25 protein-coding genes are annotated in these 22,693 nt (G+C 64.0%); 15 read left to right on the forward strand and 10 right to left on the reverse strand.

The annotated features are described in order from the left end of the window. The first annotated feature begins 263 nt into the window (after positions 1 to 263). Positions 264 to 650, forward strand: coding sequence for a response regulator (locus tag XH89_RS12925; protein ID WP_194467421.1), 387 nt, complete (start codon positions 264 to 266; stop codon positions 648 to 650). 75 nt (positions 651 to 725) lie between these two features. On the opposite strand, the gene XH89_RS12930 is transcribed toward XH89_RS12925, so the two are convergent. From XH89_RS12930 to XH89_RS12950, 5 genes are all read right to left on the reverse strand, one after another. Next, entirely contained in the window at positions 726 to 1,844 is a 1,119-nt protein-coding gene (locus tag XH89_RS12930; RefSeq protein ID WP_194467422.1) for a branched-chain amino acid ABC transporter substrate-binding protein, read from the reverse strand. A gap of 145 nt (positions 1,845 to 1,989) precedes the next feature. Beyond that, a complete protein-coding gene (locus XH89_RS12935) occupies positions 1,990 to 2,721 on the reverse strand; it encodes an ABC transporter ATP-binding protein (RefSeq protein WP_194468465.1) in 732 nt (243 codons plus the stop codon). 5 nt (positions 2,722 to 2,726) lie between these two features. After that, a complete protein-coding gene (locus XH89_RS12940) occupies positions 2,727 to 3,557 on the reverse strand; it encodes an ABC transporter ATP-binding protein (protein ID WP_194467423.1) in 831 nt (276 codons plus the stop codon). Beyond that, a complete protein-coding gene (livM, locus tag XH89_RS12945) occupies positions 3,554 to 4,879 on the reverse strand; it encodes a high-affinity branched-chain amino acid ABC transporter permease LivM (RefSeq protein WP_371825211.1) in 1,326 nt (441 codons plus the stop codon). Before livM ends, XH89_RS12940 begins: the two co-directional genes overlap by 4 nt. A 12-nt stretch (positions 4,880 to 4,891) precedes the next feature. After that, positions 4,892 to 5,809: a branched-chain amino acid ABC transporter permease LivH gene (locus tag XH89_RS12950; protein WP_194467424.1), complete on the reverse strand. Its 918-nt coding sequence runs from the start codon at positions 5,807 to 5,809 to the stop codon at positions 4,892 to 4,894. A 293-nt stretch (positions 5,810 to 6,102) separates the two neighbouring features. On the opposite strand from XH89_RS12950, the gene XH89_RS12955 reads away from it, so the two are divergent. Next, positions 6,103 to 6,285, forward strand: a complete 183-nt coding sequence (locus XH89_RS12955) for a hypothetical protein (RefSeq protein WP_194467425.1) — start codon at positions 6,103 to 6,105, stop codon at positions 6,283 to 6,285. Positions 6,286 to 6,479: 194 nt separating this feature from the next. Then, positions 6,480 to 7,010, forward strand: coding sequence for a hypothetical protein (locus tag XH89_RS12960; protein WP_194467426.1), 531 nt, complete (start codon positions 6,480 to 6,482; stop codon positions 7,008 to 7,010). Here XH89_RS12960 and XH89_RS12965 read toward each other — a convergent pair. The 3 genes from XH89_RS12965 to XH89_RS12975 form a co-directional block, all read right to left on the reverse strand. Beyond that, positions 6,972 to 7,364, reverse strand: a complete 393-nt coding sequence (locus tag XH89_RS12965; protein ID WP_194467427.1) for a carboxymuconolactone decarboxylase family protein — start codon at positions 7,362 to 7,364, stop codon at positions 6,972 to 6,974. The genes XH89_RS12960 and XH89_RS12965 overlap by 39 nt on opposite strands. A 108-nt stretch (positions 7,365 to 7,472) precedes the next feature. Then, positions 7,473 to 8,255 carry a 3-oxoadipate enol-lactonase gene (pcaD, locus tag XH89_RS12970; protein ID WP_194467428.1) on the reverse strand — a complete coding sequence of 261 codons (783 nt, stop codon included), beginning with the start codon at positions 8,253 to 8,255 and terminating at the stop codon, positions 7,473 to 7,475. Positions 8,256 to 8,269: 14 nt separating this feature from the next. Further along, entirely contained in the window at positions 8,270 to 9,631 is a 1,362-nt protein-coding gene (locus tag XH89_RS12975; protein ID WP_194467429.1) for a 3-carboxy-cis,cis-muconate cycloisomerase, read from the reverse strand. 172 nt (positions 9,632 to 9,803) lie between these two features. Here XH89_RS12975 and XH89_RS12980 point away from each other — a divergent pair, with 172 nt between their 5' ends. The 9 genes from XH89_RS12980 to XH89_RS13020 all read left to right on the forward strand — a co-directional run bounded on the left by XH89_RS12980 (position 9,804) and on the right by XH89_RS13020 (position 17,326). Next, complete coding sequence (locus XH89_RS12980; protein WP_194467430.1) at positions 9,804 to 10,250, forward strand: carbon monoxide dehydrogenase subunit G; 447 nt, start codon at positions 9,804 to 9,806, stop codon at positions 10,248 to 10,250. A gap of 138 nt (positions 10,251 to 10,388) precedes the next feature. Further along, entirely contained in the window at positions 10,389 to 10,874 is a 486-nt protein-coding gene (locus XH89_RS12985) for a (2Fe-2S)-binding protein (RefSeq protein WP_194467431.1), read from the forward strand. Positions 10,875 to 10,904: 30 nt separating this feature from the next. Then, positions 10,905 to 11,711: a xanthine dehydrogenase family protein subunit M gene (locus tag XH89_RS12990; RefSeq protein WP_194467432.1), complete on the forward strand. Its 807-nt coding sequence runs from the start codon at positions 10,905 to 10,907 to the stop codon at positions 11,709 to 11,711. 60 nt (positions 11,712 to 11,771) lie between these two features. Beyond that, the gene (locus tag XH89_RS12995) at positions 11,772 to 12,680 is read left to right on the forward strand and encodes a MoxR family ATPase (RefSeq protein ID WP_194467433.1); all 909 of its coding nucleotides are present in this window, start codon (positions 11,772 to 11,774) and stop codon (positions 12,678 to 12,680) included. 156 nt (positions 12,681 to 12,836) lie between these two features. After that, positions 12,837 to 14,039, forward strand: coding sequence for a VWA domain-containing protein (locus tag XH89_RS13000; RefSeq protein WP_194467434.1), 1,203 nt, complete (start codon positions 12,837 to 12,839; stop codon positions 14,037 to 14,039). Positions 14,040 to 14,049: 10 nt separating this feature from the next. Continuing rightward, on the forward strand, positions 14,050 to 14,373 hold the full coding sequence (locus XH89_RS13005) for an XdhC family protein (protein WP_008137521.1): 324 nt from the start codon (positions 14,050 to 14,052) through the stop codon (positions 14,371 to 14,373). A 2-nt stretch (positions 14,374 to 14,375) separates the two neighbouring features. Continuing rightward, positions 14,376 to 15,077 carry an XdhC family protein gene (locus XH89_RS13010; RefSeq protein WP_194467435.1) on the forward strand — a complete coding sequence of 234 codons (702 nt, stop codon included), beginning with the start codon at positions 14,376 to 14,378 and terminating at the stop codon, positions 15,075 to 15,077. After that, a complete protein-coding gene (locus XH89_RS13015) occupies positions 15,074 to 16,678 on the forward strand; it encodes an NTP transferase domain-containing protein (RefSeq protein ID WP_194467436.1) in 1,605 nt (534 codons plus the stop codon). Before XH89_RS13010 ends, XH89_RS13015 begins: the two co-directional genes overlap by 4 nt. Before the next feature lie 258 nt (positions 16,679 to 16,936). Then, positions 16,937 to 17,326, forward strand: a complete 390-nt coding sequence (locus XH89_RS13020) for a DUF4189 domain-containing protein (RefSeq protein ID WP_194467437.1) — start codon at positions 16,937 to 16,939, stop codon at positions 17,324 to 17,326. 24 nt (positions 17,327 to 17,350) lie between these two features. Here XH89_RS13020 and XH89_RS13025 read toward each other — a convergent pair whose 3' ends face one another. Further along, on the reverse strand, positions 17,351 to 19,186 hold the full coding sequence (locus XH89_RS13025; protein WP_194467438.1) for a CYTH and CHAD domain-containing protein: 1,836 nt from the start codon (positions 19,184 to 19,186) through the stop codon (positions 17,351 to 17,353). Between the two features lie 198 nt (positions 19,187 to 19,384). Between XH89_RS13025 and XH89_RS13030 the strand changes: the two genes are divergently transcribed. The 3 genes from XH89_RS13030 to XH89_RS13040 all read left to right on the forward strand — a co-directional run bounded on the left by XH89_RS13030 (position 19,385) and on the right by XH89_RS13040 (position 22,238). Continuing rightward, positions 19,385 to 19,795 carry a DUF2000 family protein gene (locus XH89_RS13030; protein ID WP_194467439.1) on the forward strand — a complete coding sequence of 137 codons (411 nt, stop codon included), beginning with the start codon at positions 19,385 to 19,387 and terminating at the stop codon, positions 19,793 to 19,795. Between the two features lie 119 nt (positions 19,796 to 19,914). Further along, positions 19,915 to 20,940 (forward strand): alcohol dehydrogenase AdhP, encoded by a 1,026-nt coding sequence (adhP, locus tag XH89_RS13035; RefSeq protein WP_194467440.1) that lies wholly within the window; start codon positions 19,915 to 19,917, stop codon positions 20,938 to 20,940. Between the two features lie 17 nt (positions 20,941 to 20,957). After that, complete coding sequence (locus XH89_RS13040) at positions 20,958 to 22,238, forward strand: alpha-glucosidase/alpha-galactosidase (protein ID WP_194467441.1); 1,281 nt, start codon at positions 20,958 to 20,960, stop codon at positions 22,236 to 22,238. A 38-nt stretch (positions 22,239 to 22,276) separates the two neighbouring features. On the opposite strand, the gene XH89_RS13045 is transcribed toward XH89_RS13040, so the two are convergent. Beyond that, complete coding sequence (locus XH89_RS13045; protein WP_194467442.1) at positions 22,277 to 22,690, reverse strand: GFA family protein; 414 nt, start codon at positions 22,688 to 22,690, stop codon at positions 22,277 to 22,279. Between the last annotated feature and the right edge of the window lie 3 nt (positions 22,691 to 22,693).

Here is a 22,693-nt window from a genome sequence, read left to right on the forward strand (position 1 = left end):
GACCTCTCGCTAGGTCGGCATGGGGCAGTCTACGTGACTTCGTTTGGCCGGCTGCCTTGGCTTTCCATGGTAGCCCGCTCCGGGCGCGTGTCTCGAGGGGATGCTCCGGCGACTCAACCGAGGGTTACAGCTTACTTAACCTGAACACGGAATCGGAATAGGGAATCGGTAAGATTGGCTTTACTGGACGGGCCTCATACTGCCGTGGCGCACCGCGCCGCTGAATTGAACCAATTAATGATGCAAATCCGGGAGTTGTTCCCATGCCCCGTGTCCTGATTGTTGACGACCAGAAGGACGTGCGCGCCATGGTTTCGATCGTCCTTCGGGTCAACCGTTATGACGTGGTTGAAGCAGATACGGGCGTGGCCGGCCTGAAGGCTTTTAGCGAGGGCGGCTTTGACGCGGTGATTGTCGACATTTTCCTGACCGACAGTAGCGGTATCGAGGTCATGGCCGCTATTCGCGAGCGTGTCCCCGGATTTCCGATCGTGGCCGTCTCGGGCATGACGGCACTGGATTTCATCGGCGAGGCGGCCGGCCTGGACGGTGTCGTCTGCCTGCAAAAGCCGTTTCGACCGAACGACCTGCTGCAAGCGCTCCGAAAGGCTCAGGAAGCGGCGGGCGGCGAACTCTCCGCTGCCGTCTGACGGTGCTGCAAAGGAAAACGCCCCGGCGAACCGGGGCGTTGACGTCGATTCGACGAAAAGGTCAGCCACCCTGTCTCAGGTGCCGTTGGCGTTGAGCTCAGCGTAGCCGCCCTTGGCATCCCACTTGTAGACGACATAGTCGATCTGCTTGATGTCGCCCTTGGCGTCATATTCGAGCTGGCCAAGCACCGTATCCCACTTGCCTGCCTTGATTGCCGCCATGACCTTCTTGGCATCGGTGGAGCCGGCCTTCTTGACCGCCTGCGACCAGACCTGCATCGCCGCGTAGGTGTAGAGGGTGTAACCCTCCGGATCGATGCCCTTGGCCTTGAAGGCCTCGACGATCTTCTTCGCAGTCGGCTTGTTGCGCGGATCGGGACCGAAGGTGAACAGCGTGCCTTCGCCGGCCGGGCCCGTGATCGAGGCGTATTCCTTATCGGCCAGCGCATCGCCCGACATCAGGATCGTCTTCATGCCCTGGTCGCGCATCTGGCGCAGGATCAGGCCGGCTTCCTGGTGATAGCCGCCGACATAGACGAGGTCGATGTTCTCCTTCTTCAGGCGCGAGACGATCGCGTTGAAGTCCTTGTCGCCCTTGTTGTAGGACTCATTGAGCTTCTCTGTGATGCCGGCCTTGTTGAGCGCCTTCTTGGTCTCGTCGGCCAGACCCTTGCCGTAAGTGGTCTTGTCGTTGAGGATCGCGATGTTCTTGCCCTTGAAGTTCTTGGCGATGTACTGGGCCGCGATCAGGCCCTGCTGATCGTCGCGGCCGCAGACGCGCGCCACGTTCCAGAGCTTCCGCTCGGTGAACAGAGGGTTGGTCGAGGCAGGGGTGATCTGGAGGACGTTACCGTCGGCATAGGCTTCCGAAGCCGGGATCGACGACGACGAGCAGAAATGGCCGGCGACGAACGGGATCTTCGCGCCGGCGATCTTTTCGGCGACTGAGCGGGCCTGCTTCGGATCGCAGGCGTCGTCCTCGGAATCGAGCACCAGCTTCTTGCCGGTGACGCCGCCGGCGGCATTGATGTCGGCCACCGCCAGCTCGGCGCCGTTCTTCATTTGGCGGCCAAAGGCGGATTCGGTGCCGGTCAACGGGCCGGCGACTGCGATGGTGATGTCGTCTGCGAACGCCGCCGTCGACAGCGCAACCGACGCGCCGAATGCCAGACCGATGAGTTTGAGTGATTTCATGAGATACCTCGCGAGTGATCGCCTGTGGGAGTTGCCGGGCAAGCCCGGTCCAAACCGACGCCATTGTTCAATGAATTTTTCGAGAAGTCACCGGCAAAATACGAGCATAGGCAAAGATATCTCGCCGCATTCGCGCGCAGGCCAGTCAGTGCCGACCGCCTTCCAGATAGGCCGCGCGAATTTCTGGGCGCTGCAGCAAGTCGGCACCGGACCCGGCCAGCGTGATCAGGCCGTTGACCATGACATAGCCGCGATGGGCAAGCTTCAGCGCGTGATTGGCGTTCTGCTCGACGATCAGAACGGTCAGGCCGTCCTGGCGGTTCAAGGTGCGGATCGCGTCGAAAATCTGCCGCGCGATCAGCGGCGCAAGCCCGAGCGAAGGCTCGTCGAGCAACAACAGGCGCGGGCGGCTCATGAGGGCGCGTCCGATCGCCAGCATCTGTTGCTCGCCGCCCGACAGGGTTCCGCCGCGCTGAGCGACCCGTTCCTTCAGACGAGGGAACAGCGCAAAGACGCGTTCCAGCGTTGTTTCCCGTTCCGCCTCGGTGCTGTCGGTGACATCGGCGCCCATGCGCAGGTTTTCCGCGACGCTCATGCGCGGGAAGATCCGGCGGCCTTCCGGCGACTGCGCGATGCGCAGGTGCGCGATATGATGGGTTGGGACAGAGGTAATGTCCTTGCCGTCGAACAGGATCTGGCCGGCGCGGGCGCGCGGCTTGCCGAAGATCGTCATCATCAACGTCGATTTGCCGGCGCCGTTGGCGCCGATCAACGCGACGATCTCGCCAGAATTGATCTCGATGTCGACGCCTTTCAGCGCTTCGATCTTGCCGTAGGCGGCGCGCAAGCCGCGGATGGCGAGCAGGGGGGGGGACACCGCGCTCACGATCCGCTCTCCATTACCGCCATGGCTTCCTCTTCGTCGGCGCCGAGATAGGCGGCGATCACCTTGGGATCGTCGCGGACCTCGCGCGGCGAACCTTCCGCGATCTTCACGCCGTGGTCCATCACGACGATATGGTCGGAGATCTCCATCACCACGGACATGTCGTGCTCGATCAGGAGAATCGAGGTGCCCTCGGCCCGGATCGAGAGCAGCAGCTCGCTCAAGGCCGCGCTCTCCCGCGCGTTGAGCCCTGCGGCAGGCTCGTCGAGGCACAGCAGCGCGGGCCCGGTGCACATCGCGCGCGCGATCTCGAGCCGGCGCTGATCGCCATAGGCGAGGTTGCCCGCGGCGTCGTCGGCGCGGTCCAGGAGGCCCACCCGTTTCAGCCAACGGGTCGCAAGGTCGATGGCGTCTTGCTCCGCGCTGCTGTAGGAGGGCGCGCCAATCAGGCCGAGGAAGGTGAGGCCCGAGGCGCGCATCAGCATATTGTGCTGCGCCACCATCAGGTTCTCGAGCGTCGTCATGCCCGGAAATAGACGGATGTTCTGGAAGGTGCGCGCGATCTTCGCCTGCTTAGCGATGCGGAAATCCTTCAGCCGCTCGATGGCGAAATGGCTGCCGTTTTCATGCGTCAGGCGGATCGAGCCGCCGCTCGGCTTGTAGAAGCCGGTGATACAGTTGAACACGGTGGTCTTGCCGGCGCCGTTCGGTCCGATCAGCGCGGTGATCTTGCCGCGTTCGGCGGCAAACGACAGATCGTGCACGGCGAGGATGCCGCCGAAGCGCATGGTCAGCCGGTCGACGCTCAGAATGGTCTCGCCGCTCATCCGTGGCCCTCCTTGACGAGGTCGGAGGAGATGGCTTGCGCCTTGGTCAGATACACGGTCGGCGCACGATGGCCGATGATGCCGCGCGGCCGCCAGATCATGATCAGCACCATCGCCATGCCGAACACCAGCATGCGGTAGGTCTCGAGTCCGCGGAATAGCTCGAAACCGCCGATCATGGTGAGTGCGGCAAGCGCCACGCCGAGCTGCGAGCCCATGCCACCGAGCACGACGATGGCGAGCACCAGCGCCGATTCCTGGAAAGTGAAGGACTCCGGGCTGATGAAGCCCTGGCGGGTGGCGAAGAACGCGCCGGCGAAGCCGCCGAACATCGCACCGGTTGCGAAGGCGGTCAGCTTGGTGGTCGTCGTGTTGATGCCGAGTGCGCGGCAGGCGACTTCGTCCTCGCGCAACGCCTCCCAGGCGCGGCCGATCGGCAGGCGCCGCAGACGGATCGTCACCCAGTTAGTGAGCAGTGCCAGCGCCAGGATCAGATAGAACAGGAAGACGATGCGATGGGTCGGCGAGTAGTCGATGCCGAGCTTTGCGGCCAGCCCGTCGTCGCTGTTGTCGAGTGGGATGCCGAACAAAGTGGGGCGTGGAATGCCTGAGACGCCGTTCGGTCCGCCGGTCAGGTCCTGCCAATTGATGATGACAAGCCGGATGATCTCGCCGAAGGCCAGTGTCACGATAGCGAGATAGTCGCCACGAAGCCGAAGCACCGGAAAGCCGAGCATCACGCCCCAGCAGGCGGCCAGCATGCCCGCAAGCGGCAGGCAGACCCAGAACGACCAGCCGAAATTGGTGGCCAGCAGCGCGTAGGAGTAGGCGCCCACCGCGTAGAAGGCGACATAGCCGAGGTCGAGCAGGCCGGCGAGCCCAACTACAACATTGAGGCCCCAGCCGAGCATCACATAGGTGAGCACGAGGATCGCGAGGTCGAGGATGTAGCGCTGATTGTAGAAGATCACCGGGACGAACAGGGTGAAGACGAGCAGCGCCGGTCCGAGGAAGCGGCCTGCCAGCGAGATGCCTTGTTGCACGGCGGGCGGCACGAGCTTCTCGGCCCCGCTCGGCCCGATCCACTGTCGCAGCAATTCAATCAAGATGGAGCCGCCGAACACGACACCGACGATGGAGGCGAGATCGCCGAACCGGGTCCAGAAGGTCAGTTGTCCGTCGGGACCGGCCTCGGTGCGGATGCCGATCATGAGCGAGAACAGCACCAGCGCAACGCATGCGCTGAGGAAGGCTTTTTTCAGGATGAAGGGGATGCCGGAGGTGCGGCTGACATGCGTGGTTTCGGTTGGAATGGCTGTCACGCGCGGCGCCCGTCAGACTTTTTCGACTTCGGGCCGGCCCAGCAGACCGGTCGGCATGAAAATCAGGACGATGATCAGGATCGAGAAGGCGGCGACGTCCTTGTACTCCACCGAGAAATAGGCCGACCAGAAGGTTTCGATCAGGCCGATCGCGAGCCCGCCCAGCACCGCGCCGGGCAGCGAGCCGATGCCGCCGAGCACGGCGGCCGTGAATGCCTTGATGCCAGCGACGAAGCCCATGAAGAAATCGACCTGGCCGTAATAGAGAAGGTACATCATGCCCGCGACTGCGGCGAGCGCCGCGCCGATCACGAAAGTCATGGAAATGGTTCGATCGACGTCGACACCGAGCAGCGCCGCCATGGTCTGGTCCTGCTCGCAGGCCCGCATGTCGCGGCCGAGCCGTGTCCGCGAGACAAGCCAGGTGAATATGGCCAGCAGCACGATGGTCACTAGCACGACCATGATCTGCATGTTGGAGAGCTGCACCGCAAAACCTTCGGGACCTTCATGCAGCGTATAGCCTCCCGTGATGATCGGCGGCACGGGCTTGACGCGCGCGCCCTGCGCGACTTGCGAATAGTTCGTCAGCACGAAGGACATGCCGATCGCCGACAACATCGGTGCGAGACGGAAGGAGTGCCGCAGCGGCCGATAGGCGATGCGCTCGACCGTCCAGCCATAGAGTGCGGTGACTGCCATCGCGACCAGCAGAACGACCAGCAGGATCAGTGGGATCGCGGTCAGACCGAGCGAGACCAGGAGCAGGAAGGAGATCAGTGCGATGAAGCCGCCGATCATGAAGATGTCGCCATGGGCGAAATTGATCATGCCGACGATGCCGTAGACCATCGTGTAGCCGATCGCGATCAGGCCGTAGATGGAGCCAAGCACGAGGCCGTTGATGAGCTGCTGGGTGAAATAATCCATAGGCCTGCCGTTACCAAACCTGACGCGGGCTCGAAGGGAGCTCAGATAGAGGGTGAGTTTCTTATGAGCTTCTCGGGCCCCGGCAGCCCCTAAGCGTTCTTCCCGTTTTGTAACAGGAGGGAACTGGCGGCTGCAACTGGCCAGGTATCGGCATAAAGGCTTGTACAGAGATCATTTCGTGGCGGAACTCATCTTCCTGGTTCCGCACCTGCGAGAAGCCAGGTTCCGCGGGGCAACCAAATCGGCCGCCGGTTGTTATCTTGCACTGACGTCCAACAAGGGAGTTTCCCCCAATGACGAAGCAGCAGAACCAGAATCCGGGCCAGCAGAGTCAGAGCCCCGGCCAGCAGCGCCCGAGCCAGCAGCCAGGGCAGCAGCAGGGCGGCGGCCAGAAACCCGGACAGCAGCAGCAGGACCCGATGCGCCAGGGCGACAGGCCCGGCCAGCAGGGCGGCCAGCGCAGTCAGGACGATTAGTTTGGAAGCCCAAGAGTGAAGGAGCAGGCCCCGCCGAAAGGCGGGGCTTTTTCTTTGGCCGAATGGCCGGCGTACGGTCCCTGGGGGCAGTTAAGGTAAACAAACGGTTTAAATTGCCGCCACAGTCTGATGCGAGTTAGCTCCCGGCAAAGCCTTCTGTCCGAAGGCGCGTAGCAGGCGAAGCGGGTAGCGGCATGTTCAGGAATTGGCGGATCGGCTCGGTCAACGGCGCATTGCTGGCGGCCTATTTCATCCCGGCCTGGACGCTGGTCGCTTTCAACATCTTCGTGGCACCGGTACACGGACTTTATGAGCGGCCGAGCGTTGCGGTGGCGCTGTTCCTCAGCGATCAACTCCAGATGTCCGGTATGAGCACGGTGCGCGCGGCGTGGCTCTTGGCGCTGGGACGGCTGACCGTCGTGGCGTTCTTTGCAATCTATCTCGCGCTGCTCGCCATTCCGCGCACCCGCAAGAGTGGGGCCAGCGACGAGGCGCTCGGCATTGCGCTTTCGATCGGCAGCCTGATCTCGTTCGCCAGCATGGTGATGGCCTCGAAGGTCGCCGAGATGGCCGCGCTTCGGCTGCACGCCACCGAGTTGCTGCTGCTGCTCGGCGCCGCGATCGTGCTGGTGATCGAGCGGCCGGCGGCTGCGCCGAAGTCCGTCGAGATCGCCGACACCGTGCCGCTAGGCCTTGATAAGGCCGAGCTCCTGCACAATCGCTGAGGCTTCCTTGACGGCGTGGTTCGCCGCCGGGACGCCGCAATAGATCGCCTGCTGCAACAGGATTTCCTTGATGTCGTCGGGGGTGAAGCCGCCCTCGGCCAGCGCTGCGCGCACGTGCAGGCGGAATTCGTCCCATTGTCCGAGCGCGACCATGGTGCCGATGACAAGCACGCGGCGCGTGCGTTCGTCGAAATGCGGCCGCGTCCAGATCTCGCCCCAGGCGTAGCGGGTGATCATGTCCTGGAAGTCGGTATTGAAGGCGTTGCGGTTTGCAATCGACTTGTCGACCCATGCATTGCCTAGCACCTTGCGGCGTACGGTCATGCCGGCATCGCGGCGCGTCTGGTCGTCCATTCTATCCTCCTCTCCGTCATTGCGAGCGCAGCGAAGCAATCCAGGGATGGGTCGACGGAGACAGTCTGGATTGCTTCGTCGCTTCGCTCCTGGCAATGACGGTTGTTGCTAGCGCTGCGTCAAAAATCCCACCACCGCGTCGGTGAACGCGTGCGGCTGCTCGACATTGGAAATGTGGGCGGCGTCGATGATGGTCATGCTGGCGCCGGGAATGTTGGAGCGGATCAATTCGCCCGCCGAGATCGGGGTTGCCTGGTCGTGGCGGCCGGCGATCACCAGCGTCGGGCTCTTGATCTTGGGCAGCAGTGCCCGCTGGTCCAGCGTCGACAGCGCCTCGCAGCAGGCCAAATAGCCCTCGACCGGGGTCGCGAGCAGCATCGATTTCATCCTGGCGGTGATCTCGGGCTCGCGCTCGCGAAAATCCTGCGTCAGCCAGCCCGCGATCACGCCGTCGGCGACCGCCGCGATGCCGCCCTTCTTCACCGCCTCGATGCGCTCCAGCCATTTGGTCGGCTCGGCGTAGTAGCAGGAGGTGTTGGCGAGGATGAGCTTGCCAAATCTTTCAGGCGCATTGGCGCCCAGCCATTGCCCGACCATGCCGCCCATCGACAGGCCGCACCAATGCACCTTCTCGATGTTGAGATCGTCGAGGATCGCCAGCACGTCGCGGCCGAAGCGCTCCATCGTATAGGGGGCGGGCGGGACGTTGGACTTACCGTGGCCGCGGCGGTCGTAGCGGATAACGCGGAATACCTGCGTCAGGGCCTTCATCTGCGGCTCCCACATCTGCAGCGTGCAGCCGAGCGAGTTGGAGAGCATCAGGGTCGGCCCGCCGTCGCGACCCTCGACGGAGACGTTGATCAGGCAACCGTCGGCATCGATCATGGGCATTGCGGCGTCTCCGTTTAGCTCTGTTCGCGGTCGAGGTTGTCGAGCAGGCGATCGATCAAGGCTTGTGACGCACCTTGATAGGCCATCGGCTCGAACAATGCCGCAATTTTCTCTGGCGTCAGATGCGCGGTCACCTGCGAATCGGCGGCGAGAATTTCGCGCAGATGCTTCTTCTCGGCGACCGCGCGCTTGCTCGCGCCTTCGATGAGATGATGCGCCTCGCTCTTGCCGATCTTGTCGGCCAGCGCAAAGGTGACGGCTTCCGCCATGATCAGCCCATGCGTTGCATCGAGATTGCTGCGCATGCGCGCGGCGTCGACGTCCAGCCCTTCGGCGATGTCGACGATGGCGGCAAGCGCGCCTGACGTGACCAGCATCAATTGCGGCAATGTCGGCCATTCCGCATGCCAGGGGCCGGCGCTGCGCTCATGGTCCTGCACCTGGGCCGCAAGAATCGTCGCGACAAGCTGCGGGGCCATGGTCGCGCAGCCAAGGGCGCTTGCGGCCGCGACTGGGTTACGCTTGTGCGGCATGGTCGAGGAGCCGCCGCGGCCTTCGCCGGCAGGCTCGAACGCTTCGCCGACATCGGTCTGCATCATCAGCGAGACGTCGCGCGCGATCTTGCCGCAACTTCCGGCAAGAATCGCAAAGCTCGAAGCGGCTTCCGCGATGCGGTCGCGATGGGTGTGCCAGGGCGCTTCGGGCAGTGGCAGGTTCAGCTCCTGGGCAAGCCGTTCGGCGACCGCGAGCCCCTTGTCGCCGAGAGCTGCGAGCGTACCGGCGGCGCCGCCGAATTGCAGGGCGAGGCCCTCGCGGCGAAGCCGGCGCAGGCGGCAGCGGGCCCGGGCGAGGCTGGAGGCATATTCGGCGGCCTTGAGCCCGAACGGCATCGGCAGCGCATGCTGGAGCCAGGTTCGCGCCACCATCGCGGTGTTGCGATGGGCGCGGGCGAGCGCGGCAAAGCCCTTGATGGCGCGGTTGAGGTCGGCGTCAAGCGCATCGATGGCCGCGCGCAAGCCGAGCATGGTTGCGGTGTCGATCACGTCCTGGCTGGTCGCGCCCCAATGCACGTAGCGCGCGGCCTCGCTGTCGGCCTTGCCGACATTGGCGGTCAGCATCTTGACCAGCGGGATCGCAAGATTACCCGACCGGGTCGCGGCCTCGGCCAAGGCCGTCATGTCGAAGGTCTCGGCCTTGCAGGCCGCTTCGATCGGTCCCGCCGCGGATGCGGGAATCACGCCTGTGGCAGCCTCGGCCCGAGCCAAGGTTGCCTCGAAATCGAGCATGTTCTGCAGCGTGGTCCGGTCGTCGCAGACGGTGCGCATGGCTGTGCTCGACAGCATCGGCGCAAGCAGGGGGGAGAGGGCTGTGCTCATGTTGCGCGGGACCTAATCACCATGATCTGGCTCTGCCAATCCCTGACGATCAGCACAAGGCTTTTTGCAGGTGCGAATATGCATTGCATGTGACCGGGGGCTGCCCTTTCCTTTGCGGCCGTCGTGCGTTACTTGAGCAATATTGTTCTGATGCAATCCCGGGAGGCGCGCCATGGCCATGACAATGAACGGCGAAGTCCAGCTAGCGGCGCCGCGCGAGGCCGTGTGGGACAAGCTCAACGACCCCGCGGTGCTGAAGGCCTGCATTCCCGGCTGCGAAGAGCTGGAGAAGACCGACGACGGCGGCTTTCGCGCGACGGCAAAAATGAAGGTCGGACCGGTCTCGGCGCGCTTCAAGGGCAAGGTGATGCTCTCAGATCTCGATCCGCCGAACGGCTACAAGATCTCTGGTGAAGGCGAGGGCGGCGTGGCCGGGTTTGCCAAGGGCGGGGCAACCGTGAAGCTTGCCGAGAAGGATGGCGGCACGCTCCTCTCCTATGATGTCGAGGCGCAGATCGGCGGCAAGTTGGCGCAGCTCGGGCAGCGCCTGATCAACGGTGCCGCCAAGAAGCTGGCCGACGAGTTTTTCGCGAATTTCGCCAAGGCGGTACAGGGCTGAGGCTCTGGCTTTTCGTCATGGCGCCTTGCGCTTGGGGCAATGTTGCCCCCGGCCATAATGGCCCATATGATGGGTTGGAATAATTATAAGAAAGAACCGCTTCGACGGGACCCGTCGGGGCGCTGACAGAGAGTGCTTATGGCAAAAATCTCCCTCATCGTGAACGGCAATCCTGTTACCGGCAATGTCGACCCGCGGACGCTGCTGGTGCAGTTCCTGCGCGAGAATCTGCGGCTGACCGGCACCCATGTCGGCTGCGACACCTCGCAGTGCGGCGCCTGCGTCGTGCATCTCGACGGCAAGGCCGTGAAGTCCTGCACCACGCTGGCCGTGATGGCCGACGGCCATGAGGTCAAGACCATCGAGGGACTGGCCGACGACGGCGCGCCGCTGCATCCGATGCAGGAGGCCTTCCGCGAGCACCATGGCCTGCAATGCGGCTTCTGCACGCCCGGCATGATCATGACCGCGATCGACATCGTGCATCGCAAGGGCCACGAGCTCGACGACCATACGATCCGGGAAGAACTCGAAGGCAACCTCTGCCGCTGCACCGGCTACCAGAACATCGTCGCCTCGATCGCCGCCGGCGCCAAGGCGATGGCGAAATCCGATCTCGCGTAACCGCGCGCGCATCCCGATCAGGACACCCCCATGTACGAATTCAAATACCATCGCCCCGGGACCGTCCGGCAGGCCGCCAATCTCCTGGTGAAGAACGAAGACGCCAAGGTGATCGCCGGCGGTCACACGCTGATTCCGGTCATGAAGCAGCGGCTCGCGAGCCCGCCGCATCTGGTCGATCTCTCCCATATCGAGGGGCTGAACACGATCGAGATGAAGGGCCGTTCGCTGGTGATCGGCGCTACCGCCAAGCACGCGGAAGTCGCGACCTCGGCCATCGTCGGTGAGGCCATTCCGGCGCTCGCCAATCTTGCCAGCCAGATCGGCGATCCCGCGGTGCGCCACAAGGGCACGATCGGCGGCTCGCTCGCCAACAACGATCCGACCGCTGACTATCCGGCCGCCGTTCTCGCGCTCGGCGCGACCATCGTCACCAACAAGCGCCGCCTCAAGGCCGAGGAGTTTTTCCAGGGCCTGTTCTCGACCGCGCTGGAAGCCGACGAGATCATCACCAAGGTGATGTTCCCGCTGCCGAAGAAGGCCGCCTATATCAAATTCCGCAACCAGGCCTCGCGTTACGCGTTGGTCGGCGTGTTCGTGGCACGGCGTCCGTCGGATGTGCGCGTCGCGGTCACCGGTGCCGGCTCGAACGGCGTGTTCCGCGTCGAGGCATTCGAGGAAGCGCTGAAGAAGCGGTTCTCGTCCAAGGTGCTCGATGGCATCGACGTGCCCGCCGAAGGGCTGAACAGCGACATTCACGGCAGCGCCGAATACCGCGCGCATCTCATTGGCGTGCTGACGCGGCGCGCCCTCGACGCGGCCAACGCCAAGGAGTGAGGTGTCTTCACTCCTCGGCCAAACTTGCCCTGGTGAGGGCGCAAAAGAGACTGGCTATTCATGACTTCAGCGACCCTGCCGGCATCGGTCGATGCGATGCTCGAACTCTTGACCTCGCGCGGCTATCTCGCCGAGCGGTCGCTGGCGACGGTGACGTATCTTTCGTTGCGCATGGGCCGGCCGCTGTTTCTCGAAGGCGAGGCTGGTGTCGGCAAGACCGAGATCGCGAAGGTGCTCTCGGCCGCGCTGGGGCGGAAGCTGATCCGCCTGCAGTGCTACGAGGGTCTCGACGTCTCCTCGGCGGTCTATGAGTGGAACAGCGCCGCGCAGATGATCGCGATCCGGATGGCGGAAGCCGCCGGCGACACCGATCGCGAGCAGCTCTCGAGCGATATTTTCGCCGACCGCTACATGATCAAGCGGCCACTGCTGCAGGCGCTGGAGCCTGATGTCGCAGGGCCTCCGGTGCTGCTGATCGACGAGCTTGACCGCGCCGACGAGGCGTTCGAGGCTTACCTGCTCGAAATCCTCAGCGACTTCCAGGTGACGATTCCCGAATTCGGCACCGTGAAAGCGCCGCACCCGCCGATCGTCATCATCACCTCCAACCGTACCCGTGAGATCCACGATGCGCTGAAGCGGCGCTGTCTGTATCACTGGGTCGACTATCCCGCCGCCGAGCGCGAGCTTGCCATCGTCAAGACGCGCGTGCCCGGCATCTCGGCAAAGCTGTCGCAGCAGGTCGTGCACTTCGTGCAGGCGCTGCGCAACCAGGATTTCTACAAGTCGCCTGGTGTCGCCGAGACCATCGATTGGGCCACCGCCTTGTCCGAGCTCGATGCCCGCTCGCTGACCCCGCAAGTGGTCGGCGACACGCTGGGCGCGCTGCTCAAATACCAGGACGACATCACGCGGATGCAGGGCGACACTCTGCAGAAGGTGCTGAAGGAAGCGACGAGCGAGAATTAAGCTCGCGCGTCACAACGAATTTGTCATTCCGGGGCGCGCGTAGCGCGAGCTAGGGTGCGCAATTGCGCACCTGAGAATCCATACTCCCGATCGTGGTTATGGATTCCGGGCTCGCGCCAAGGGGTGCCCCGGAATGACGGCTGAGAGTGCTGAACCATGGCCATCAACCACCTCGCGCCGGAGCAAACCGAGCAATTCGCCGACAACATTGTCGGTTTCGCCCGTGCGCTGCGCTCCGCCGGCATGCCGGTCGGCCCTGGCGCGGTGATCGACGCCATGAGCGCGCTGCAGGTGATCGAGATCGGCAATCGTCCCGACGTCTTCACAACGCTGGAGGCGATCTTCGTCAAGCGCCATGAGCATGCGCTGATCTTCAAGCAGGCTTTCAACCTGTTCTTCCGTGCCTCGGAGGAATGGAAGCACATGCTGGATTCGGTGCCGCTGCCGGAGCAGGCCAAGAAGAAGCCGCAAGCCGGCTCGCGCCGCGTGCAGGAGGCAATGTCGCAGCCGCGGATGACGGAGACGCAGCAGCACCGGGAGCAGGATCTGCGCCTGTCGGTCTCCGACAAGGAGATCCTTCAGAAGAAGGATTTTGCGCAGATGAGCGCCGCCGAGATCACGGAAGCGCTGCGTGCCATCGAGACGATGCGGCTGCCGCAGGCGGAATTGCTGACGCGCCGCTACCTGCCCGATCCACGGGGCCTGCGGCTCGACATGCGCCGCACGCTCCGGGCATCCTTGCGCACCGGCGGCGACATCATCGATATTCATCGCCTCGGGCGGATCGAGAAGCCGGCGCCGATCGTGGCTCTGCTCGACATCTCCGGCTCGATGAGCGAGTACACCCGCCTGTTCCTGCATTTCCTGCATGCCATCGGCGATGCGCGCAAGCGCGTCTCGGTGTTCCTGTTCGGCACCCGGCTCACCAATGTGACGCGTGCGCTGCGCCAGCGCGATCCCGACGAGGCGCTGGCGAGCTGCTCGGCCTCGGTCGAGGATTGGGCCGGCGGGACGCGGATCTCGGCTTCGCTGCACAACTTCAACAAATTGTGGGCGCGGCGCGTGCTGAGCCAGGGCGCCATTGTGCTGCTGATCTCGGACGGGCTGGAGCGGGAGGCGGATTCCAAGCTGGCCTTTGAGATGGACCGGCTGCATCGCTCCTGCCGGCGGCTGATCTGGCTCAACCCGCTGCTGCGGTTCGGCGGCTTCGAGGCCAAGGCCCAGGGCATCAAATTGATGCTTCCGCACGTTGACGAATTCCGCCCGGTACATAATTTGAGTTCGATCCAGGAGCTGATCACCACGCTTTCCCGGCCGCTGCCGCCGCATCACCGCAGCCTGATCCGCTCCGCAGCTTGAGAGGCCCACCATGCTCGATCGCGATGAGGATATCCTGAAGGCGGCGGAGGACTGGCAGAAGGCCGGCCGTGGCGTCGCGCTGGCAACCGTTGTGGAGACTTGGGGGTCGGCTCCGCGTCCGGCGGGCTCGAGCCTCGTCATCAATGACCAAGGCACGTTCCTGGGCTCGGTCTCCGGCGGCTGCGTCGAGGGCGCCGTGGTCACCGAAGCCATGGACGTGATCGAGAGCGGCAAGCCGAAGATGCTCGAGTTCGGCGTCGCTGACGAGACCGCCTGGAATGTCGGGCTGTCCTGCGGTGGTACCATCCGCGTCTTCGTCGAGAAGGTCGGCTGACCGTGAAACTCTCAATCCTGCACGAACTCAATGCCGAGCGCGCCGTGCGCCGGCCGGTGATCTTGGTGACCGATACCGAGAGCGGCGAGCAGCGCCTGGTGAAGGTGGCTGATTTCGCCAAGGATCCGCTGCGCGCCGAGTTGGACAAGCAGCTTCGCATGGGCAAGAGCGCCAATGTCGAGGCTGGCGGCAAGAAGCTGTTCCTGAATGTCTACGCGCCGACGGCAAAGCTCGTCATCATCGGCGCGGTCCATATCAGCCAAGCGCTGGCGCCGCTGGCGCGCTCGCTCGGCTACGACGTCACCGTGGTCGATCCCCGCACGGCCTTCGCGAGCCCCGAGCGCTTCCCCGACATTCCGCTGATCGCGGAGTGGCCGGACACCGCGCTGCCGCCCCTCAATATCGATGCCTACACTGCTTTCGTCGCTGTGACGCACGATCCGAAGATCGACGATCCCGCGCTGCTGCACGCCTTCGAGCGCAACTGCTTCTATATCGGCGCGCTCGGCTCGCGGAAGACGCATGCCAAGCGCGGCGACCGGCTGCGGGCGCAGGGTGCGAAGGAAAGCGACATCGCGCGCATTCACGCGCCCATTGGCCTCGCAATCGGCGCGGTCTCGCCGGCCGAGATTGCGGTAGCGATCATGGCCGAGATCACCGCGGTGCTTCGGCTGCCACCCAAAGAAAAAGAAGAAGCGGCATGAAGTTCGGCCCGGCGAGCCCCAGGGACGCGATCGGCGGGGTGACCGTCCACACCCTGCGCCAAGGTTCGCTGGTGCTGAAGAAAGGCACGACCATCGGTCCTGCCGAGGTCGAGCAGCTCACGCGCGCCGGGATCAAGGACATCGTCGTCGTACGCATGGAGCAGGGCGACGTCTCCGAGGATGTCGCGGCCGCCAGCATCGCGCTTGCGATCGGCGGCGAGGGCATTCATGTCGAGCGCGCCTTCACCGGTCGCGCCAATCTGTTCGCCGCCCAGCCGGGCGTGCTGGTGATCGACCGCGCCGCGGTCGACCGCATCAACAATGTGGATGAGGCCATCACCTTTGCCACGCTCTCGGCGTTCAAGCCGGTCGTCGAAGGCGAGATGGTCGGCACCGTCAAGATCATCCCGTTCGGCGTCGAAGGTGTCTTGCGCGATGCCGCGGTGAAGGCCGCTGGCAAGGACGTGCTGAAAATCGCGCCCTACGTCATCAAGCGTGTCGGCGTAGTCTCGACGCTGCTGCCGGGGCTGTCCTCCAAGGTGATCGACAAGACGCTGCGCGTCACCGCCGAACGGCTCGCGCCGGCCGGCGCGGCCGTCATCGCAGAGCGTCGGGTGCAGCATGACGAGCGCGCGCTGTCGGCTGCGATCAAGGAATTGCTCGCGCTCGGCGCCGAGCTCGTGATCGTGTTCGGGGCATCGGCGATCGCCGACCGCCGCGACGTCATCCCGGCGGCGGTCACGGGGATCGGCGGCGAGATCGAGCATTTCGGCATGCCGGTCGATCCCGGCAATCTCTTGCTGATCGCACGCGCCGGCAGCGTGCCCGTGCTGGGCGCGCCGGGCTGCGCGCGCTCGCCGGTCGAGAATGGTTTTGACTGGGTGCTGATGCGGCTGCTCGCCGGCATCAAGGTGACGCGCTCCGAGCTGATGGGCATGGGCGTCGGCGGCCTGCTGATGGAGATCGTGACGCGGCCGCAGCCGCGCGCAAAGCCCGAGACCGAGGGCAACAGCCAGGTCGCTGCCGTCGTGCTCGCCGCGGGGCGCTCGACCCGGATGGGCGGTCCGAACAAGCTGCTCGCCGAGCTCGAGGGCAAGAAGCTGGTGCGGATCGCGACGGAGCAGGCGCTGGCCTCCAAAGCCTCCGAGGTGATCGTCGTCACCGGCCATCAGAGCGAGCTGGTCGAGCAGGCGCTGCAGGGCCTGAAGGTGCGCTTCGTCAAGAACCCCGATTTTGCCGGCGGCATCGCGAGCTCGGTCAAATCGGGCATTGCGGCCGTGTCTGACGCTTGCGACGGTGCCGTGGTCTGCCTCGGCGACATGCCGCTGATCGATGCCGGCCTGATCGACCGCCTCATCGACAGCTTTGCGCCGGATCGCGGCAATCTCATCGTCGTGCCCGTCAGCGAAGGCCGCCGCGGCAATCCCGTGCTGTGGTCGCGCCGTTTCTTCAAGGAATTGATGACGCTCGACGGCGATGTCGGTGCGCGGCATTTGATTGCCAAGCACACCGAAGCCGTCGCCGAAGTGCCCGTCGACGGCGAGAGCGCCTTCCTCGACATCGACACGCCGCAGGCCTTGGAAGCTGCAAGAGGCGGATGACGGTGCCGTAGGGTGGGCAAAGGCGCGCAGCGCCGTGCCCACGGTCTTTCTGGGTTGTATCGCTGAATTGGTGGGCACGCTTCCGCCTTCGCTCTGCGAGCTTCGGCGGACAAGTCGCTTTGCCCACCCTACAGCGCCGTTTCTGTGGCGACACATTACGGATTGCCGCAGATCACCAATTTCAACCACCCGTTCACCATCTGGAAACGACCGCTGCTTAGAGTCCTCGCCACCTGCCTTGGGGGGAGGGGTTTTTCCATGGCTTCGAACGTCGTCGCGCGCCGTTGCGCGATGTTTTTCTTTGCGCTGTCGGTTTGTGTCGCCGGCGCCCGTCATGTCACCGAAGCCCATGCGGCCGGTGCGTTTGCCGTCGGCAAGTGCGGCGCCTACGGCCAGGCCTATGATTACGGCGCCGAGCGCGAGGCGCGCGCCGCTGCGAAGAAGCAGTGCAAGGGCGACTGCACGACGGTGACGATGAAGCGCGCCTGTGCGGCGATGTCGGTCGATATGGCCAACCCGTGCGGCGCCTATGGCTACGCCGTGAAGCCGAAAATTTCGGCCACGCTCAATGCCGCCACCCGCGAATGCTACAAATTTGGCGGCAAGGAATGCGTGATCCGCGCCTGGGCCTGCGACGCCAAGGGTTGATCAAGGCCCGCGCAGCCTCAAGGGCTAGCGCAGCCATCCCGCGTTGGTCGTCACCAGTTTTGCCGGTTGCCCCGGCGCATCCATCGACCAGGGTACCTTGGCCCCGGTGAATTCCGACCAGGCCTTGAGCAGGCGGGCCTCGATGCCGACCATGGCGTGGGCCTGCCAGCCGGCGATCGCTGCCGCGGCCATGCCGCTGCCGTTCGTTTCAGCGCCTACATCCGCAAGCAGTGACGTCGTCGTCGCCATGTCGTTGTAGATGCCGAGCTCCTGCTGGAGATCGGCGAGCCTGCGCGAGAAGCGCTTTGCCGATTTGCCATGGCCGCAAAGCGGTAGCAGGAAGTCGGCGACATAGCGCAGCTTCTTCGCGGCGAGGCGGACGCGGTGCCGCTCTTCGGTCGGCAGCGATTTGAATTTGCGGCCACGCTTCAGCACCTTCGCATACTGAGCCGACAGGATATTGCGCGCGAACTTGATCGCCGGCTCCGCAAGTTGCGATAGCCCCTCGGGAGCGACTTCGCCGCGCCAGCCCCGTGCTTCGATCCAGCCGCCGAGTCCGATGACGAAATACTGGCAGCGCCGGTCGGCGAGGGCGAGGCGGGCCTCGTCGTAGCAGGCCGCGCGACGCTGGTCGGCGAGCTCACCCAGCGCGTCGAAGCCGGCGACCGAGGGACAGCCTTCGGCAACGGTCCGCAACGTCTCCTGTCGAAACACGTCCCAATCGCGTGCGCCGGAAAGATGTCCTGCAAGCCACTTTGCCTCCGCACGCATCAAGTCGAGCTTGTTCAGCGACACCACCGAGCCCATCAAGTCGAGCGCGGATCGCAGGCGCCGCAGCGCGACGCGCAGCTGATGCATCCCTTCGGGATCGCGACCATCCTCCGCGGCGGGCAATGACTGGAGCAGGTGCAACAGACAGGAGCGCAGAATTTCGGAGAAGGCCTCGTCCAGCGAAATCGACGGATCGAGACGAAGCTTGGGCGGCTTCGGTGCCCGCGGCAGCGTATCGGCAGCGAGATCGAATCCGCGCGCCGATTTGGTCCGGATCGACGGCTTCACCGGTCCATGCTCGGCGAGCCGCAGCGCCAGCTCCCAGATGATGGACGCGCTGCCGCTCTTGAGCTCCAGCTCGATCTCGCTGACGGGCAGCGACCTCTCGCCAGAGATCAGTTGCCCTTGATCGAACGCGATCTCGACCGCACCCGGTGGCAGATCGACCACGCGCAGATGCCGACGAATGTCGGTTGTGAAGACGGCCTCGAGCGGATGACGTTCGAAATCATGACGCAGCTTCTCAGGGATGAAGGGGAGCGCCAGGGCGACGTCGGGAGTAAAGGAGGGCACGCTTGCCTCCCACTCGCCGCGCCGCAGCGGATCGTTGGCCGATTCAGCTTTCACTGTCTGCGTAAAGCGCGCGCCACTCTGGCGGACTCGAAAGCTCAATCCGCTACGTTGCAGTGCGCGCTTGGGCGTGTCGTAATACACCGCCTTGAGATGCTTGCGCGTGCCCTTGTTGCGCGCATTGGCCGCGATGATCGGTGCATTGTTGAAATCGGCCAGCCGATCGGAAGGCACGATCAACTTGAGTTCGATCTCCGTCCCGCGAGGTGCGGCGTCACGGGCAGGCGCGCCTTCCTTTTCACTCGTTTCAGCGCGCACTTCATCGGCGGGAAGGCCGGCTTGAAGAGACCCGTTGCGCGAGGAGTCGTGGTCGGCGTGCCCGGAACCGGTCACCTCACCAGCAGCAGCAACGGCAAAACTGTCGAATTTCTTGGCGTCATCCGGAACCGGATGGCTGTTGGTCTTCGCAAGCCGTTGCACGGGTTCGAGGGCTCGCTTGATCGCGCCAGTTTCGGACATGCAGAGTTTATGACAGTTCAGTGACAGAGCGCCGACGTATACCCGACTTGATCAGCGAGGAGAAGCGCAGCCGGTCGCATCTCCATTGAAATTTCCGAGCTGTGATCGATGCGGCAACCCGGGTTACGTTCATGTCCCACGTCGGCATGCGAAGAATCTTCGTTTCTTTCCCGACGCTTGGATGTGTTGGGAGATTTCATGCAGTTCGACACCAAGGTTGCCGTCGTCATTCGCAACGATCTGCAAGCCTGGCAGAAGCTCAATGTTGCATCGTTCTTGACAAGTGGCATCGCCGCCGCCTTTCCGGAGTGCATCGGCGAGCCTTATGAGGATGCCTCAGGCACCAAATATCTTGCGCTGATCGGTCAGCCGATCCTGATCTTTGGTGCTGAAGGTCCGGCCCTGTCCCGCGCGCTCGATCGGGCGCTCACGCGCAACGTCACGCCCGCGGTCTATACCGAGGACATGTTCAAGACGACGCATGATGCCGCCAATCGAGCGGCGGTGAGGGCCGTTGCCCGCGCCTATCTCAATCTCGTCGGCATCGCCATGCGCGCCGAGCGCAAGGTGATCGACAAGATCGTCGATGGTTTGAAGTTCCATCAGTGACGCCGTGCATGTCGCAGCGCCGCGATGGTGCGCCTTTGCGCAAACTTTGTGCGGTTTGACTCCGATCAAGGGGGAGCCGTGCGTCCTGGCTAGTCTGTTCCCGTGCAAGGAGCAGACTGATGCCAACCATGAAAGCCGCCGTTGTCAAACAATTCGGCAAGCCGCTCGTGATCGAGGACGTGCCGGTGCCGCAGCCCGGTCCGGGCGAGGTGCTGGTGAAGGTGAAGGCCTGCGGCGTCTGCCACACGGACCTGCATGCCGCATCCGGCGACTGGCCGGTGAAGCCGGTTCCGCCCTTCATCCCCGGGCACGAAGCCGCCGGCATCGTCGCTGCGCTCGGGCCGGGTGTGAAGAATCTGAAAGTTGGCGATGCCGTTGGCGTGGCCTGGCTGCATGACGCGTGCATGTCGTGCGAATATTGCGAGACCGGCTGGGAGACGCTGTGCGAGCACCAGCACAACACCGGCTACAGCGTGAACGGCGGCTTTGCCGAATATGTCATTGCTTCCGCTGCCTTTGCGGCAAAGCTGCCGGCGACGGTCGATTTTGCTGCCATTGCACCGATCCTGTGCGCCGGCGTCACCACCTACAAGGGATTGAAGGAGACCGAGGCGAAGCCCGGCGAGTGGGTCGTGATCTCAGGCGTCGGCGGGCTCGGCCACGTTGCGATCCAATACGCCAAGGCGATGGGACTCAAGGTCGCGGCCATCGACATCGCCGAGGACAAGCTCGCGCTTGCGCGTGAGGCGGGCGCCAATCTCGCGGTCAACGCACTCGCAGCGGGTGCCGTGGATAATGTCCTCGCAGCGACCGGGGGCGGGGCGCACGGCGTGCTGGTGACGGCGGTCTCGACCGCCGCCTTTGCCCAGGCGCTGAAGATGGTACGCCGGAAGGGTACTGTCAGCCTCGTCGGCCTGCCGCCGGGCGAATTCCCGACGCCGATCTTTGATGTCGTGCTCAAGCGCATCACCGTGCGCGGCTCCATCGTCGGTACGCGCCGGGATCTCGACGAGGCGATTGCCTTCGCGGTCGACGGCAAAGTCAAGGCCGAGGTGGCGAAGGTGCCGCTCGCGAAAATCAACGACGTGTTCGATCGCATGAAGGTCGGCAAGATCGACGGCCGCATGGTACTTGATTTCGGCTAGCCTCCGCGGGGAGAAACATGGCCCCGGCAACGAAGATCGTCTTCCTCGGTGCGAGCAGCGCATCCTTCGGGATGAGCATGTTCAGGGACCTGTTTTCCAGTCGCGATCTGGCTGGTTCAACGCTGGTGCTGGTCGGCCGAAACGTCGACCGGCTCGACCGATCGACGCGGCTTGCAAGGCTGCTCAACGAGAAGTCCGGCGCTGGTCTTGCGATCGAGATGACGACGGATTGGCGTGCGGCGCTCGATGGCGCCGAGTTCGTCGTGCACTCCACCGCGATCGATCGCAATCGGCTGTGGCGGCTCGACTTCGAAATTCCGCGCAAATTCGGCATACGTCATACGCTGGGAGAGAACGGTGGTCCCGGCGGCCTGTTCTTCACGCTACGCACCTTGCCCGTTGTCTTCGACTTCGTGCGCGAGATGGAACGCCGCTGCCCGCGCGCCACCTTCATCAACTTCTCCAATCCGGAAAGCCGCATCATCCTGGCGCTGAAGCGGTATAGCGGCATACGGAGCCTCGGCCTTTGCCACGGGATCTTCCTTGCCCGGGACAACGTGGCCCGAATTCTGGGGATGCCGGGAGAACGGATCGATGTGTGGGGTGCAGGCCTCAATCATTTCCAATGCCTGACCGAGATTCGAGATCGCGAGACGGGCGAGGATCTCTATCCGTTGCTCCGCGAGAAGGAGAGGGATTTCGATCCAAGCTTCTCACCCCTGACGCGCAAATTGCTGCATGCCTTCGGCTATTGGCTCGGCTGCGGCGACGCCCATGTCGGGGAGTACCTCTCGTTCGGTTGGGAGGCCGGGGAGGGCGGCTACAATTTCGATTGGGACGAGAGCGAACGCGTCAAGCTGACGAGGCTGATCGACGACGTGCTCGCGAACCGGGCTGAGGTGCCGGACTGGTGGCTGAAGCCCTCGGGTGAGCGCGCGATCAACATCATCACTTCCATCTTTCATAACCGCAAGCAGCTTATCGAGTCCGCCGTCGTCCATAATCGGCAGCTGATCCCCAACCTGCCGGCCGATGCCGCGGTCGAGGTGCCGGTCATGGCCGATGTCGCGGGCATCCATCCTGTTTCGCTCGGTCCGCTGCCGGATGGCGTGGCCAAGTTGATGACGGTCCAGGTTCAGGTGCAGCAAATGGCTGTGGAGGCGGCGATGCATGCATCGAAGGACATGGCGTTGCAGGCGTTGCTGCTCGATCCCGTCATCCACTCCGAACGGGCTGCGCGCGGCCTGCTCGACGAGCTGTGGGCGATCAATCGGCCTTACATCCGGGCATGCATTTGAAGCGCCGGAAACACTCGGCGCGTCGTGAGGCGAGGTTTTCACATCGCTGGCATGCCTGCGAACTTCGGCAGGGTGACATCGAGATGATCCCAACTGTGGCCGCGCGCAGCATAAGTGACCACCTGCGGCTTGTAGCGTGCGGGCTCGTCGAGGCTCGCGGCGCGGATGGTGAAAATATCAGGCATGGCCTGGAAGGTCATGTAGACCGCGACACCGCATGCGGGGCAGAAGGCGCGCGTCTTCACGTTGCCGCTGTCACCGGTCATGTCCCACGTCCTGGCTTCGCCCGTCACCGTAACGCCGGCGCGACCGAAGGTGGCGTAGGAGCCGTGACCGGTGCCGCTTTCGCGCTGACAGTCCCGGCACTGGCAGTGATTACTGAACAGCGGTTCGCCGGCAATGGAATAGCGGATCGCGCCGCAGGCGCAGCCGCCGGTAAAGGGCCTGGTCATCGC

The organism is Bradyrhizobium sp. CCBAU 53340 (assembly GCF_015291645.1).
Lineage (GTDB): Bacteria > Pseudomonadota > Alphaproteobacteria > Rhizobiales > Xanthobacteraceae > Bradyrhizobium.